Below are 14,128 nucleotides of genomic sequence, written 5' to 3' on the forward strand. Positions count from 1 at the left end.
GTCCGCGCCGCGCGTCCCGATATTCCCTAAAGATCTTATCGAGGAGTCTCCCCATGTTGCGCAGTCTGGCTCTTGCCACCGCTATCGCCTTTGGTGGCGTGGTTGCCGCCCCCGTTTTCGCCCAGAATGCTGCCCCAGCTGCAGACGCCCAGCAAACGCCGACGCAGGTGGTGCAGGTCATTACTGACCAGCTGTCCAAGGCCATCGAAGGCCATCAGCAGGAGCTGAAGAACAACCACGAAAAGTTGATCGGCGTGATCGACGGCGTGTTCCTGCCGCACTTCGACATCGACTATGCATCGATCCTGGTGCTCGGCCAGCATGCCCGCGACGCGACGCCGGAACAGCGCTCCCGTTTCGCCAAGGCGTTCTACAATTCGATCACCCATCGCTATGCCGAGGGCCTGCTCGACTACACGCGCGGTCGCATCAAGGTGCTGCCGTCCAGCGGTGACGTCAATGACAAGCGCACCATCGTGCGTACGCAAGTCGTTTTGGACGATGGCAAGACCGTGGCTGTCGACTACGCTTTCCGCAAGGATCGCGAGGGCAACTGGAAGGCCTATGACGTGATCATCGAAGGCATTTCCTACATCACCAACTATCGCAACCAGGTCGACGCCGAGATCCGCAAGGTGGGTATCGATCAACTGATCACCAACCTTGAGACACAGGGTGATAAGGCGCTGGAGACGATGGAAAAGGGCACCAAGGACGCCCCGTGATCGCTTCCTCGATCACGCCTTTGCAAGTTGACGACGGCGCGCCGGATAGCGTGCGTGTGTCGGGCGCACTGACGTTCGCCAATGCCGCGGTGGCCCTGGATGCCCTGACCGCGGCCGTAGCTCGAGACGGCCGCCATACGCTGGACCTGGCCGGTGTGACCCGTACCGATAGCGCCGGCCTCGCCTGCGTGCTGGCGGTACTGGCCAAGGCGGCGGAGCAGGGGCACAAGCTCACGGTGCGCAACATTCCCGAGGGCATGCACCTGCTGGCCAGGGTGTGTGACGTGGAAGGCCTCATGGTCTGAGGTTTGCCCGGTCCGCGCCGGGCGAACCAACAAAAAAGGGGCCTTAAGGCCCCTTTTTTGTTGCCTTGGTGCTGGCGATCACTGCTTTTTCGGAGGGTTCTGCGTCGGCTGCTCGGGCGGCTGCTGGTTCTGCCACTTCTGTTGCTCTTCCAGCAGTTCGTCCGGGTTGAAGTTCTTGTCCTTCAGGCCCTGCATCTGCTCGATCACATCCTCAGGCGGGTTGCCGCGGTAAATCATGTACAGACGCTGCTGGCGGTACGCGTCGCGAATGAAGGCATACGGGTCGTAGGCCGAATTCAGGAAGCTCTCCGCGTCGATGGCGCTCGAACGCAGGGTGATCAAGTACAGCACCTGCGGCAGGTATTCCTGCCCATACTCGTAGCTGTTGTTGCGCGCGAAGTAGCTCAGCGGATCGAAGAAGTAACCATCCACCGGCGTGCGCCAGACATCGCGCATGGTGGTGGGACCTAGGAATGGCAGCATCAGGAAGCTGCCCTCGGGCACACCCCAGCGCGCCAGGGTGACGCCGAAGTCGGTCTCATCCAGCGGGATACCGAGTTGGCTGGCCGGATCGAAGATGCCGCCGAGGCCGAAGGTCAGGTTCACAATGAAGCGACCACTGCTCTGCGCCGCTTCCTTGGGGCGAGCCTGCAACAAGTCGTTGGCTACCGTGATCGGCAGGCGGATATTGGTGAAGAAATCACTGACCGAGCGGCGGATCCCCTCGGTAGTCACCTTGCGATAGCCCACGGCCACCGGACGTATCACCGCCTTGTCCAACGAATTGTTGAAGGCGAACATGCTTCGGTTGAACTTCTCGTGCGGATCGTCCGTTCGCGGCTTGGCGACCGCACAACCAGCCAGTAAAGCCACGGCCACCAGGGGCAGACTGCGCGAGAAGAGGGAGCGGAGGGCTGGCGACATGGGTGGCAACGGTCCCGGGGTTGGGGTTAAGCCGAATATTGTACTTGGTAGTTTTTTATTATGTACAGAACCGATTAAGTGTCAGGCAGCTGCGCTGCAGGCCGGCTGAACCGCGCATCATAAAGCTTGCTGCATTGCCAGCAAAGCGCCCTCTGGCTACACTGGCAAACGATAAGTCGCTTTATTCTCTAAGGATTTCAGATGGCCCGCATTACCGTCGAGGACTGCCTGCAGGTGGTCGACAACCGCTTCGAACTGGTGCTGATGGCGACCAAGCGCGCCCGCCAGCTCGCCAACGGTGCTGAGCCGGCAGTCAATCCGGATCATGACAAGCCGACCGTGCTCGCCCTGCGCGAGATCGCTGATCGCCGCATCGACCAGGCTACCATCGACGAGATCGACAAGGCCGAGCGCGAGCGCGCTGAGCGTGAGGCCCTCGAATGGGCTGCGGCCGAGGTGGACGACGACCTCTCCAAGGGTGGGGATGACTGATGGAAGGCGGTGGCTGTAGACAGCGCGCACAACCTGCCGGCACGACCGGCATGGGTTGCTGGCGCGTGGACTCAGTCATTGCATCGGCTTCAAGCAAGCGCGGGGAGGCGGTCGCCTGAGCGGGGACCGAACATCCATGCCGGCAGTCACGGATCCGTCCCTTAAGGATACGTCGACGCTGCCGCCTTACGTCCTGGCCTTGAAGGAGCGCGTGGCCTACCTGCCCGAGGCGCAGGTGGCTCGCGTGATCCGCGCCTACGAAGTGGGCGCCCGGGCACATGATGGCCAGGCCCGCAAAAGCGGGGAACCTTACATCACGCATCCGGTGGCCGTGGCTGGCATCCTGGCCGAGCTTGGCCTGGACGCCGAGACCATCATCGCAGCGATCCTGCACGACACGCTGGAAGACACGGCGCTCAGTCGCAGCGAGCTCGCTGGCGAGTTCGGTGAAACCGTGGCCGAACTGGTCGACGGCGTCACCAAGCTGGACAAGATGAGTTTCAGCAGTCGTCAGGAGGCGGATGCGGAAAGCTTCCGCAAGATGCTGCTGGCGATGGCGCGCGACCTGCGCGTGATCCTGATCAAGCTCTCCGACCGTCTGCACAACATGCGCACGCTGGGCGCCAAGGACGCGTCGTCACGTCGGCGCATCGCGCGCGAAACGCTGGAGATCTACGCGCCTATCGCGCAGCGCCTGGGCATGAACAAGGCCAAGGCGGAACTGCAGGACCTGGGCTTTCGCGCGCTCTATCCCGATCGCTATCGCGTGATCAGCGAGCGCATCCGCGCCGCGCTGGGCAATCGCCGCGAGGCGATGGGCAAGATCGAGACGGCGTTGTCGGCGCGACTGACCGGCGAACACCTCACCGCGCGTGTCGTCGGGCGCATCAAGTCGCCGTGGAGCATCTATTCCAAGATGCACAACGAGCACAAAAGCTTTGCGCAGCTGATGGATGTCTACGGCTTCCGCGTGGTGGTCGACTCGGCCATGAGTTGCTACATGGCACTCGGTGCCGTGCATGGCCTGTACAAGCCGGTGGATCGTCGCTTCAAGGATTTCATCGCGATTCCGAAAGCCAACGGCTACCAGTCGTTGCATACCGTGCTGCTGGGGCCGTTCGGGGCGCCGATCGAAGTGCAGATCCGCACCGCCGAGATGGATTCCGTGGCCGAGCGCGGCGTGGCCGCCCATTGGGCCTACAAGACCGATTCCGGTCCAGCCAATAGCGCGCAGGCGCGTGCGCGCGAATGGTTGTCGTCACTGGCCGACAGTCAGGCCAATACGGCGTCGTCGTCGGAATTCATCGAGAACGTGAAGATCGACCTGTTTCCAGACGAGGTCTACCTGTTCACGCCACGTGGCGACATCCTGGCCTTGCCCCGCAATGCCACGGCGCTGGATTTCGCCTATGCCGTGCATACGGACGTGGGTGATCACGCGGTGGCGGCGCGCGTCGACAAGAAGCTGCTGCCGCTACGCACGCGTCTCGAATCTGGCCAGTTGGTGGAGATCATCACCGCGCCGTCGGCGGTGCCCAATCCCGCCTGGCTGGAATCTGTCGTCACGGGCAAGGCGCGTACGGCGATCCGCCAGTACCTGAAGCATTTGCAGCACGAGGATGCGGTGGATTTCGGTCATCGGATGCTCGATCGCGCGCTCGATGCGCTGGGTTCAAGCCTGGATGCGATTCCGCCAGCTGTGCTCGACCGTTTCCTCGAGACGTCCAAACTCAAGCGTCTCGAAGAACTGCTCTCCGATATCGCGCTGGGCAACCGCATGCCGCATCTGGTGGCCAGTCAGCTGGTGGCTGCGCGGGGCAAGAAATCGTCCGATGTGCAGCAGGCGCCGCATGCGGCGGAGAAGATACGCATCACCGGTGCGGAGCGCGGCGTGCTCAGCTTCGGCAATTGCTGTCACCCGCTGCCGGGCGACGAGATCATCGGTTACCTGTCGTCGGGCAAGGGCATCGTGGTGCATCGCGTTGAATGCCCGAACGTGGTGGAGCTGCGCAAGTCGCCGGAGCGCTGCGTGGCGATCGAGTGGGATCGCGACGTGCAGGGCGACTACCGTGCCGAGCTGCGAATCGAAGTTATCAATCGCCCGGGCGTGCTCGCCACGGTGGCTGCCGCGATCGCTGCCGCCAACTCGAACATCGAGAACGTCGAGTACGTCGAGCGCGATGCGGCGGCAGCCACGTTGCTATTCGCGCTGGAAGTGAAGAATCGCAAGCACCTGGCCGAAGTGATTCGTCGCGTGCGGCGGACTGGCGTGGTCAGTGGTGCGTATCGCTATCCTCTGTAGTACTTAGGGGTCTGGGGGGCGGATAGCGGGGCGCCCTGTTCGGGTGCCGCGCCTTGATCTTGGCTGTTCTTCGCCGCGCTTGAGGTCATGGGCATGGCAAAGCGGTGCGCCGCCGCTACCCATCCCCGATCCCCCCGCCTTAAACTCCCGGCTCCCCTGACCCGAGGAGTCCCTCATGTCCCGCAGCATCATTTCCACCGAGCTGGCCCCGGCCGCCATCGGGCCCTATTCGCAGGCCGTGCGCGCCGGTAGCACGGTGTATTTCTCCGGGCAAATTCCGCTGGATCCGGTCACGGGCGCCCTGGTCGACGGTGATATCACCACGCATACCCGTCGTGTCTTTGAGAACCTCAAGGCCGTGGCGGCAGCGGCGGGTGGTTCGCTGGACAAGATCGTCCGCGTGGGCATCTACGTCACCGACCTTGGCCATTTTGCGGCCGTGAATGCGGTCATGGCGGAGTACTTCCAGGCGCCGTTCCCGGCACGCTCCACTATCGAAGTCTCCGGCCTGCCCAAGGGCGCCGAAGTGGAAGTCGATGCCGTGATGGTGCTCGACTGATCGCTACACGTGCCATCTGCCGACAGCCCCAAGGACGCCGCCGGCTGCGCGCCTGGCCGTTGCTCGGTTAGGCTTTGCCGATGCCGACCCCTAGCGCCCTTGCCATGACATCGACGCATGCTGCTCCTGGCGACACGCCGGTTTCAGCTCTGCCGGGTGTGGGTCCTGCGCTGGCGGAAGCGTTGGCGCGGCTTGGTCTGGAGCGGGTGCAGGATCTCTGGTTCCATTTGCCGCTGCGCTACGAGGACCGGACGAGGGTCGCGGCCATCGCCGACCTGCGCCCCGGCGAGCGTGCCCAGGTAGAGGGTGTGGTGGAGGCGGTGGAGCGGGGCTTTCGCTATCGCCCGCAACTCAAGGTAGCGATCAGCGACGACTCGCAGCAGACGCTAGTGTTGCGGTTCTTCCATTTCCGACGCAGCCAATCCGAGCAGATGCAGCCCGGTACGCGTCTGCTTTGCTACGGCGAAGTGCGCCAGGGTTCGCAAGGCCTGGAGATGGTGCATCCGCAGTATCAGCGGCTCAGCGGCGACGAGCCAGCTACCGTCGACGAGCTGCTGAGTCCGATCTATCCGACGACCGACGGATTGGGGCAAAAGCGCCTCGCTGGCGTCATAGCCAAGGCGCTGGCCCTGCTGCCACCCGATGCGCAACTCGAGTTGATACCACCCGCACTGTGTGCGGAATACGGCCTCACCTCGTTGCGGGATGCGCTGGTCTACGTGCACCGGCCACCGCCGGATGCGCCTATCGGACAGCTCACGGCGGGGCGCCATCCGGCGCAGCAGCGACTGGCATTCGAGGAACTGCTGACCCAGCACCTTAGTCTCAAGCGCATGCGCGCCGCGGTGCGTCGTCGCCATGCGCCGAGCCTGCGTGGCACGGGGCAATTGCGCCAACGTTTGCTGGCCGGGCTGCCGTTTGGCCTGACCGGCGCGCAGCAGCGCGTTACGGCCGAAATCGCCGTGGACATCGCGCAAGCAAAGCCGATGTTGCGTCTGGTACAGGGTGATGTCGGCAGCGGCAAGACGATTGTCGCTGCGCTGGCAGCGGTCGCCGCGGTGGAATCCGGGCAGCAAATAGCCTTGATGGCACCGACCGAGCTGCTGGCGGAACAGCATCTTCATCACTTCCGTCATTGGCTGACGCCACTTGGCATCGAGGTGGCTTGGCTAGCTGGCAAGGTGGCGGGCAAGGCGCGGCAGCAAGCACTACAGCGCGTCGCTGAAGGCGCGCACGTGGTCATTGGCACGCATGCGTTGATGCAGGAAGGCGTGGCGTTCGCCCAGCTCGGCCTGGTGATCGTGGACGAACAACACCGCTTCGGCGTGCAGCAGCGCCTTGCGCTGCGCGACAAGGGAGCGGATCAGGGTTCCGGCTTGGTGCCGCATCAGCTCGTGCTCACGGCAACGCCGATTCCGCGCACGCTGGCGATGAGTGCGTATGCCGACCTCGACGTTTCCGCCATCGACGAATTGCCGCCGGGCCGCACACCGGTGCAGACCATTGCGATCTCCAATGCGCGACGCGCGGAAGTGATCGAACGCATCCACATTGCCTGCCTTGAAGGACGGCAGGTGTACTGGGTGTGCACCCTGATCGAGGAGTCCGAGCAGCTGCGCGCGCAAGCCGCCGAGGTAGCCTTTGCCGAGCTCTCGGTCGCGTTGGCCGATTGCAGAATCGGTCTGATCCATGGGCGCATGAAGCCCAAGGAAAAGCAGCTCGTGATGGACGCCTTCAAGGCGGGCGAGCTGAGCGTGCTGGTAGCGACGACGGTCATCGAAGTGGGCGTGGATGTTCCCAACGCGAGTTTGATGGTGATCGAGAACAGCGAGCGGCTCGGTCTGGCGCAGCTGCACCAATTGCGTGGACGCGTGGGGCGCGGCTCGGTGGCGTCAAATTGCGTGCTGCTCTATCAGCCGCCGCTGGGACAGCTGGCGCGCGAACGCCTGCAGGTGATGCGCGAGACCAATGATGGTTTTCGTATCGCGGAAAAAGATCTTGAGCTGCGTGGCCCTGGCGAAGTGCTTGGCACGCGCCAGACCGGCCAGCTCAGTTTCCGCATTGCCGATCTGGCGCGCGATGCGCATTTGCTGCCGGCGGTGCAGGAGGTGGGTGCGTATCTGCTATCGCATCACCCGCAACAGGCAGAACAACTGATCGTGCGCTGGATTGGTGGCGCCGCGCGTTATGTCCACGCCTGAGCGTGGCGCACCCCTATGTGTAAGAGCACACCCACTGCGCGACCGCGGAGTGGCGCTGTCACCGTCACGCCAGGCCCCCTTTGGGGGGATTAGTTTTTCGCGCACTGGGTGCGCTCCTACAGAAGGCCGCGAAAGGGACCTGAGCTTGCGCCCGCGCCAAGAGCTTCTAAGCTAACCGTTTCAATCCCCACGACGAAGCCCCATGAGCAAGCCGCAACTGCTGATCGATACCGACCCCGGCGTGGATGACGCACTGGCCATCTTGATGGCGCACGCTCACGCTGACGTCGTGGGACTCACGATCGCTGCAGGTAACGTCGGCCTCGGTCATACCGTTCGCAATGCGCGGACTCTGGTGGACCTGGTGGAAGCGGCGACGCCGATCTTCGCGGGCTGTCCGACACCGCTGGTGCGAATGCCTGAAGAGGATGCGGTGCACGTGCATGGTAGGGATGGCCTTGGCGATGTCGGCTTTCCCGAGCCGAAGGCCGTGGCATCCGCTGAACATGCCGCGCAGGCCATCCTGCGTTTGACGCGTGCACATCCCGGCTTGACGCTGGTGGCGCTGGGGCCCCTGACCAATCTGGCGCTTGCCCTTCGTCTGGATCCAGCATTGCCGCAGCGCGTGACGCGCCTGGTCGTCATGGGTGGCGCTGTGACCGGTCTGGGAAATACCGGCAGGATACCGGCCGAGTTCAACATCGGTTTCGATCCCGAGGCGGCGCACGTCGTATTCGAGGCCTTCCCGATGTTCGACCTGGTCGATTGGGAAGCCACGCTGCGGCACGCCTTCACTGACGAAGCGTTCGATGGCTGGCTGGCGGCGGGCGATAAACGCGCCGACTTCTTTGGGCAGGTATTCGGTACGGCGCGCGCATTCAATCGCCAGCGCGGCCGTCGTGGCGTGATCGCTGCCGATGCGCTCGCCATGGCCGTGGCCATCGATCCGGGCATCGTTACGCGCAGCGAGCAGCGACATGTGGCGGTAGAATTGGACGGTCGCCTCACGCGTGGCGCTACCGTGGTCGATTGGGCGGGGCGCCTGGGCCGTCCGGCCAATGCCCGCATCGTGATGGACGTGGATCAGGCGCGTTTTGCTGCCATGGTCAGGCGCGCGCTAGGGGCCTGAAAGGCTTCGCGCCGGGCCTCCGCGCCCCAAGTGATTGACCGACTTGCCAATGAGCCGGGTCGGTCGATATAATGCCGCTCTTTTCACCCACCGCTTTGAGTCAGTCATGAAGCCCGATATCCATCCGAATTATCGCCCGGTGGTGTTCCAGGACCTGTCGTCCGAGTTCGCGTTCCTTACGCGTTCGACGATCGCCACCAAGGAAACCGTCAAGTGGGAAGACGGCAACGAGTACCCGCTGATCAAGGTGGATATCTCCAGCCAGTCCCATCCGTTCTACACCGGCAAGCAGAAGACGCTTGACGTTGGTGGTCGCGTCGACAAGTTCCGTCGTCGCTACGCGCAGAAGTAAGAGCGCGCGAAGATTTGTCCGGGCGCCGCGCTTGCGTGGTGCTGCATGGATAAGAAGCGCGGGGCGAGCCTAGGCTTGCCCCGTGTTTTTTTGTGCCCGCAATCCGACTATTCGCTAAGGCATGTCCCCAGAACGATGTGCGATAATGGGCGCTGAGGTGTCGCAGTAAGTCCCCAGGGCGACATCAACCCTACCTCGTTGGCCCGCGCGTTGCCGCGATGCGCCGACGACGACATTACGTGAAGGAGGTTTCCGTGTCCGATTCCAAGATCGTCAAGTTGGTGGATGAGTCGACCAACCGCAGCAGCGAATTGCCCCTGCTCAGCGGTACGCTCGGTCCTGCATGCATCGATATCGGCACGTTGTATAAGGACACGGGCCACTTCACCTACGACCCGGGTTACGGCAGCACGGCCAGCACCAAGAGCGCGATCACCTATATCGACGGCGACGAAGGCGTGCTGCTGTATCGCGGCTACCCGATCGAGCAGCTGGCCGAGAAGTCCAGCTTCCTCGAAGTGGCTTACCTGCTGCTCAACGGCGAGCTGCCGAACAAGCAGGAGTTCTCGAACTTCGAGCACGAGATCACGCATCACACGATGATGCATGAGTCGCACAAGAACTTCTTCCAGGGTTTCCATCACGACGCGCATCCGATGGCCATGCTGGCCGCCTCGGTGGCTTCGTTGTCGGCGTTTTATCACGACTCCCTGGACGTGGATAATGCCGCCGACCGCAAGCTTGCCGCGATTCGCCTGATCGCCAAGATGCCGACGATCGCCGCCGCATGCTATCGCTATTCGATTGGCTGGCCGTTCCGCTATCCGCGCAACAACCTCGAATACGTCGACCGCTTCCTGCACATGATGTTCGAGGTGCCGAGCGAGCCGCTGGAAATGAGCCCGGTTGCTGCCAAGGCGTTGGACCTGCTGTTCATCCTGCACGCCGATCACGAGCAGAACGCCTCGACCTCCACCGTGCGCCTGGTCGGTTCGACCGGTGCCAATCCGTACGCCTCGGTTGCCGCAGGCATTACCGCGCTGTGGGGTCCGGCGCATGGCGGCGCCAACGAGGCGGTGCTGAAGATGCTCGAGGAGATCGGTACGGCGGACAAGGTCGAGACGGCCGTCAAGCGCGCGAAGGACAAGAACGACAACTTCCGCCTGATGGGCTTCGGCCATCGCGTCTACAAGAACTTCGATCCGCGCGCCAAGATCATCCGCGAAATGTGCCACAAGGTGCTCAACGAGCTGGGCGTCAACGACCCGCTGCTCGATGTGGCCATGAAGCTGGAAGAAGCCGCACTGAAGGACGACTACTTCGTCGAGCGCAAGCTGTACCCAAACGTCGACTTCTACTCCGGCATCATCTACAAGGCGCTGGGCATCCCGGCGGAAATGTTCACCGTGATGTTCGCCATCGCGCGCACCGCCGGCTGGATCTCACACTGGATCGAGCAGCACGAAACCCCTGGTTCGCGCATCGGTCGTCCGCGCCAGATCTACACCGGTTCCGACGTGCGCAACTACGTTGCTGCCGACAAGCGCTAAGCGCCATTCGCTAGCGATGCAATAACAAACGCCCCGGTCATGCCGGGGCGTTTTTGTTGGTGAAGTACGGGGTGCCGGACTAGCGCAGTGCGGTCGAGAGCATCCGTTCGAACTCGTCTTCCTCCTCGTTCGTAGCCAGCAGTTCCTCCACGGCGGCGAGCGGTGCGCGGCGCATGGGTTTCTCGTCGATGCGATCGAGCGGAGGCTGTCGCAGCGAGTCGAGCGGCAGTACGGTGATGTCGAAGGGCAGGCCGTCGGCGGAGAACAGCAGGACCGGATATTCGGTTTGTTCGTCGCGCGTGGTGCGCAATCGCCGGGTCTGCTGGGTCAGCGGGACACCTCGTTCCTCAAGGAATAGCACGACGGTCTCGGCGCTTTCGCTGAACACGTGCAGGCATACCGCCGAATGAGTATCCGCTGTGCCGTCGAGCACGGCGCCAACCAGGCGGGGTTCGAAGCGTTCAAGGAAACGCATGGCCTCCGCTGCGGCTTCGCGTCGCTCCTGCAGCAGTTGCGGTTGCGTGTCGGCGTGGAAAATGCGCTGGTGTTCGCGCAGGGCCTGTTCGATTTCGTTGTTGCGCGGCAGTGCCTGCGCATCAAAGATGCCAAGCCGCTCGGCAGCCTTGAGCTTGGCGTGGTGGAAGTCGCGGATGCCGTGTTCGCTCATCAGTCGCGCCGCCTCCTGGGCGACGCGCAGACGATTGCGCTGAAGACGATCCTGCGCGTGGATACGGTGATGTTCGCCTCGTGCCATGCCCCTTTCCTCCGGCGAAGCTGGCGTTCGCTTCCGCGAACGCGGGCGGCAGGACGGGCCAGTGGTCGGAACCCGGCTGCCGACGATTAGAAGATGTCGTAGGCGTGCTGCTGGTCCTGATCCTCCTGCTGCTGGTTGGCCTGGTTGCGCAGGCGATCCACGTCTTCCACCTTGAAAATCTCGGGCATGCTGTTGGGCGCGCCTGCGCCGGCCGGCAAGCCGCTGGCGCGGTCTATCTGCACCGTACTGATACCAGGCGGCATCGGCAAGGTGCTTGAGGGAGCGTCCTTCAACACCGCGCCCATGTAGGACATCCAGATCGGCAGGGCCGCCTTGGCGCCGAACTCGCCCTTGCCGAGTGAACTGAAGTCGTCGAAACCCACCCACACGGTGGTCACCAGATTGGCATTGAAGCCGGCAAACCAGGCGTCACGGTGGTCATTCGTCGAACCGGTCTTGCCGGCCAGGTCGTCGCGTCCCAAGGCCATGGCGGCCGCGCCGGTGCCGCGCTTGATGACATCCTGCATCAGCGAGGTGACGAGGTAGTCGTTGCGTACGTCGATGACCTGGGGGGCAAGCACGGGGGCATGGGCGCCGTCACCGTGGGCATCGGCCGGAAGCACGGCGTCACCGACGCCAGCGACACTGCCCGAGGTCCCCGGCGTACCCGCCGAACTGGTGCTGGCCACAGCATTGCTCAGGGTGGCGGCTGCACTGCTGGCCGGCGGCGGGCCGGGCGGACGAGTATCCAGCAGGCGCTCGGCGCAGGTGCGGCAGGCGCGTGCCGGGTTCGCCTGGTACACCGGCTTGCCATCGCGATCCGTGATCTCGCTGATGAAATAAGGCGTCACCAGGTAGCCGCCATTGGCGAACACCGAGTAGCCGCGCGCCATGGTCATCGGCGAAACCGATGCGGTACCCAGCGCCATCGACAGGTTGCCGGGAAGCGAGTCGAGCGTGAAGCCGAAGCGGGTGATGTAATCGCGCGCAAAGCGCACGCCAATGGCGTCGAGCAGGCGCACCGAGACCAGGTTCTTTGACTGGACCAGGGCCTCGCGCAGGCGGATCGGACCGTCGAACTTGTCGTCGTCGTTGGAGGGCGTCCACAGGCCGCCCGGTCGGGACGGGTCGGGTAGGGCAAGTGGGGCGTCATTGACGATCGATGCCGGTGTAAAGCCGCGTTCGAAGGCCGCCGAGTAGATAAACGGCTTGAAGCTCGAGCCCGGCTGGCGGGCCGCCATCACGGCGCGGTTGAACTTGCTGCGCAGGAAGTTGAACCCACCGACGAGCGCCTGTAGCGAGCCGTCCTCGGGATTGACCGAGACCAGCGCGCCTTGGGCGGCGGGGATCTGGGTCAGCTGCCATTGGCCCTTCTCATCACGAGATAGGCGCACGATGTCGCCACGCTTGAGCACGCTGGTCACGCTCTTCGGGGCGGCGCCGACGCGGGTATCACTGATATAGGGATGGGCCCAGTCCATCGCTTCCAGCGCCAGCTTCACCGTTTCGCGGTTGGGCAGATAAATGGTGGCCTCATTGGCCGATACCGCGGTGACGAGGCCTGGATCCATCCCGGAGATATCAGTGTAGCCAGCCAGGGCCCGCTCGAAGTCCTCGGTGCCGGCGTCGGCAGCCAGCTCCTGATGGGCTTCGGGTCCGCGCCAGCCGTGGCGGCGGTCGTATTCGACCAGGCCAGCCCGCATGGCGTTCACGGCGGCCTGCTGACGGTCGCTCTGCAGCGTGGTCTTCACCACATAGCCTTCGGTGAGTGCGTCATTGCCCAGGCGGTCCAGCACCTGCAAGCGCACCATTTCGGCCAGGTAGGGCGCATCGAGCTCGATCGCCGGCTCATGCGGGGCGGCATCGTTGGGCTCGGCAATCGCCTGTTCGTACTCCGCCTTGCTGATGTAGCGGTTTTCCAGCATCTGGCCGAGCACCCAGTTGCGGCGAGCCAGGATGCGCTTGGGGTTGTTGAGCGGGTTGACTACCGAGGGCAGCTGGAAGCTCGAGGCCAGCGTTGCGGCTTCGGCGATGGTGAGCTGGTCCAGCGTCTTGCCGTAGTAAAAGGAAGCCGCCGCAGCCACGCCATAGGAGCGGTGACCCAGGAACATCTTATTGAGGTAGAGCTCCAGGATCTGGTCCTTGGTCAGCTCGCTCTCCATGCGCAGCGCAATGAAGATTTCGGTCAGCTTGCGCGAATACAGCTTCTCGGGGCTCAGGAAGAAGTTGCGCGCGACCTGCTGGGTAATGGTCGATCCGCCTGGTCCTTTATCGCCGCCCGACACGATGACGTGCCAGCCGGCACGGGCAATGCCATGCCAGTCAACGCCAGGATGGTTGTAGAAGCTCGCATCCTCGGCTGCCAGCACGGCGTGCTTGAGCCGCTCGGGCACGTTGGCAATGGCGATCGGGATGCGTCGCGTCTCACCGAAGCTTGCGATTAGCTTTCCATCGGCACTGAGCACACGCAGTGGCACCTGCATGTGGTAGTCCTTGAGGACGGCTACCGAGGGCAGGCGGGGGGAAATAAGCCAGTACGCTACCCCCACGGCCGCAACGCCCAGCAGTAACCCGGTAAAGGCCAGAACGAGGATCCAGCGCACCAACCGCTTGAGAATTTGCATGATGTGGGTATTTGCGAGACGCAAGTCAAAACAAGACAGAGTATAGATGTTGCACTATCCACGACATGAATCGAGTGCGTCTCAGCTAAGACAGGCCAATTGATGCTCTTGATCCAAGGTGTGCGTACCATCACGCGAATGTGTCGAGAAAAAGCTCGTAGGCCATTGCCAATACGTTAATTTTTGGATTTAATGCTAGTGCGTACTCGCC

Annotated in this window: 12 protein-coding genes; 9 read left to right on the forward strand and 3 right to left on the reverse strand. The window is 63.3% G+C overall.

Features of this window, described 5'->3' with window-relative positions:
* Positions 1 to 53: 53 nt before the first annotated feature.
* Together OUZ30_RS02965 and OUZ30_RS02970 are read left to right on the forward strand one after the other, a co-directional pair.
* Positions 54 to 725, forward strand: a complete 672-nt coding sequence (locus OUZ30_RS02965) for an MlaC/ttg2D family ABC transporter substrate-binding protein (RefSeq protein WP_266180681.1) — start codon at positions 54 to 56, stop codon at positions 723 to 725.
* A complete protein-coding gene (locus OUZ30_RS02970; RefSeq protein ID WP_266180682.1) occupies positions 722 to 1,030 on the forward strand; it encodes an STAS domain-containing protein in 309 nt (102 codons plus the stop codon). The genes OUZ30_RS02965 and OUZ30_RS02970 overlap by 4 nt, the downstream gene beginning before the upstream one ends.
* A gap of 78 nt (positions 1,031 to 1,108) precedes the next feature.
* Here OUZ30_RS02970 and OUZ30_RS02975 read toward each other — a convergent pair whose 3' ends face one another.
* Positions 1,109 to 1,954, reverse strand: a complete 846-nt coding sequence (locus OUZ30_RS02975; protein WP_266180684.1) for an MlaA family lipoprotein — start codon at positions 1,952 to 1,954, stop codon at positions 1,109 to 1,111.
* A 201-nt stretch (positions 1,955 to 2,155) separates the two neighbouring features.
* Here OUZ30_RS02975 and rpoZ point away from each other — a divergent pair, with 201 nt between their 5' ends.
* The 7 genes from rpoZ to OUZ30_RS03010 all read left to right on the forward strand — a co-directional run bounded on the left by rpoZ (position 2,156) and on the right by OUZ30_RS03010 (position 10,539).
* Entirely contained in the window at positions 2,156 to 2,446 is a 291-nt protein-coding gene (gene rpoZ / locus OUZ30_RS02980) for a DNA-directed RNA polymerase subunit omega (RefSeq protein WP_199100727.1), read from the forward strand.
* A gap of 136 nt (positions 2,447 to 2,582) precedes the next feature.
* The gene (locus tag OUZ30_RS02985; protein ID WP_266180685.1) at positions 2,583 to 4,748 is read left to right on the forward strand and encodes a RelA/SpoT family protein; all 2,166 of its coding nucleotides are present in this window, start codon (positions 2,583 to 2,585) and stop codon (positions 4,746 to 4,748) included.
* A gap of 175 nt (positions 4,749 to 4,923) precedes the next feature.
* Positions 4,924 to 5,307, forward strand: a complete 384-nt coding sequence (locus tag OUZ30_RS02990; RefSeq protein ID WP_266180686.1) for a RidA family protein — start codon at positions 4,924 to 4,926, stop codon at positions 5,305 to 5,307.
* An 80-nt stretch (positions 5,308 to 5,387) separates the two neighbouring features.
* Positions 5,388 to 7,508 carry an ATP-dependent DNA helicase RecG gene (gene recG, locus OUZ30_RS02995; RefSeq protein WP_266180688.1) on the forward strand — a complete coding sequence of 707 codons (2,121 nt, stop codon included), beginning with the start codon at positions 5,388 to 5,390 and terminating at the stop codon, positions 7,506 to 7,508.
* A 202-nt stretch (positions 7,509 to 7,710) separates the two neighbouring features.
* The gene (locus tag OUZ30_RS03000) at positions 7,711 to 8,637 is read left to right on the forward strand and encodes a nucleoside hydrolase (protein ID WP_266180689.1); all 927 of its coding nucleotides are present in this window, start codon (positions 7,711 to 7,713) and stop codon (positions 8,635 to 8,637) included.
* Between the two features lie 106 nt (positions 8,638 to 8,743).
* Positions 8,744 to 8,989, forward strand: coding sequence for a type B 50S ribosomal protein L31 (locus OUZ30_RS03005; RefSeq protein ID WP_266180690.1), 246 nt, complete (start codon positions 8,744 to 8,746; stop codon positions 8,987 to 8,989).
* Between the two features lie 254 nt (positions 8,990 to 9,243).
* On the forward strand, positions 9,244 to 10,539 hold the full coding sequence (locus OUZ30_RS03010; RefSeq protein ID WP_266180691.1) for a citrate synthase: 1,296 nt from the start codon (positions 9,244 to 9,246) through the stop codon (positions 10,537 to 10,539).
* A 79-nt stretch (positions 10,540 to 10,618) separates the two neighbouring features.
* Here OUZ30_RS03010 and OUZ30_RS03015 read toward each other — a convergent pair whose 3' ends face one another.
* Together OUZ30_RS03015 and OUZ30_RS03020 are read right to left on the reverse strand one after the other, a co-directional pair.
* Positions 10,619 to 11,293, reverse strand: coding sequence for a hypothetical protein (locus OUZ30_RS03015; RefSeq protein WP_266180692.1), 675 nt, complete (start codon positions 11,291 to 11,293; stop codon positions 10,619 to 10,621).
* Between the two features lie 86 nt (positions 11,294 to 11,379).
* A complete protein-coding gene (locus OUZ30_RS03020; protein ID WP_266180693.1) occupies positions 11,380 to 13,917 on the reverse strand; it encodes a penicillin-binding protein 1A in 2,538 nt (845 codons plus the stop codon).
* Between the last annotated feature and the right edge of the window lie 211 nt (positions 13,918 to 14,128).

Source organism: Dyella humicola, from assembly GCF_026283945.1.
Classification (GTDB): domain Bacteria; phylum Pseudomonadota; class Gammaproteobacteria; order Xanthomonadales; family Rhodanobacteraceae; genus Dyella; species Dyella humicola.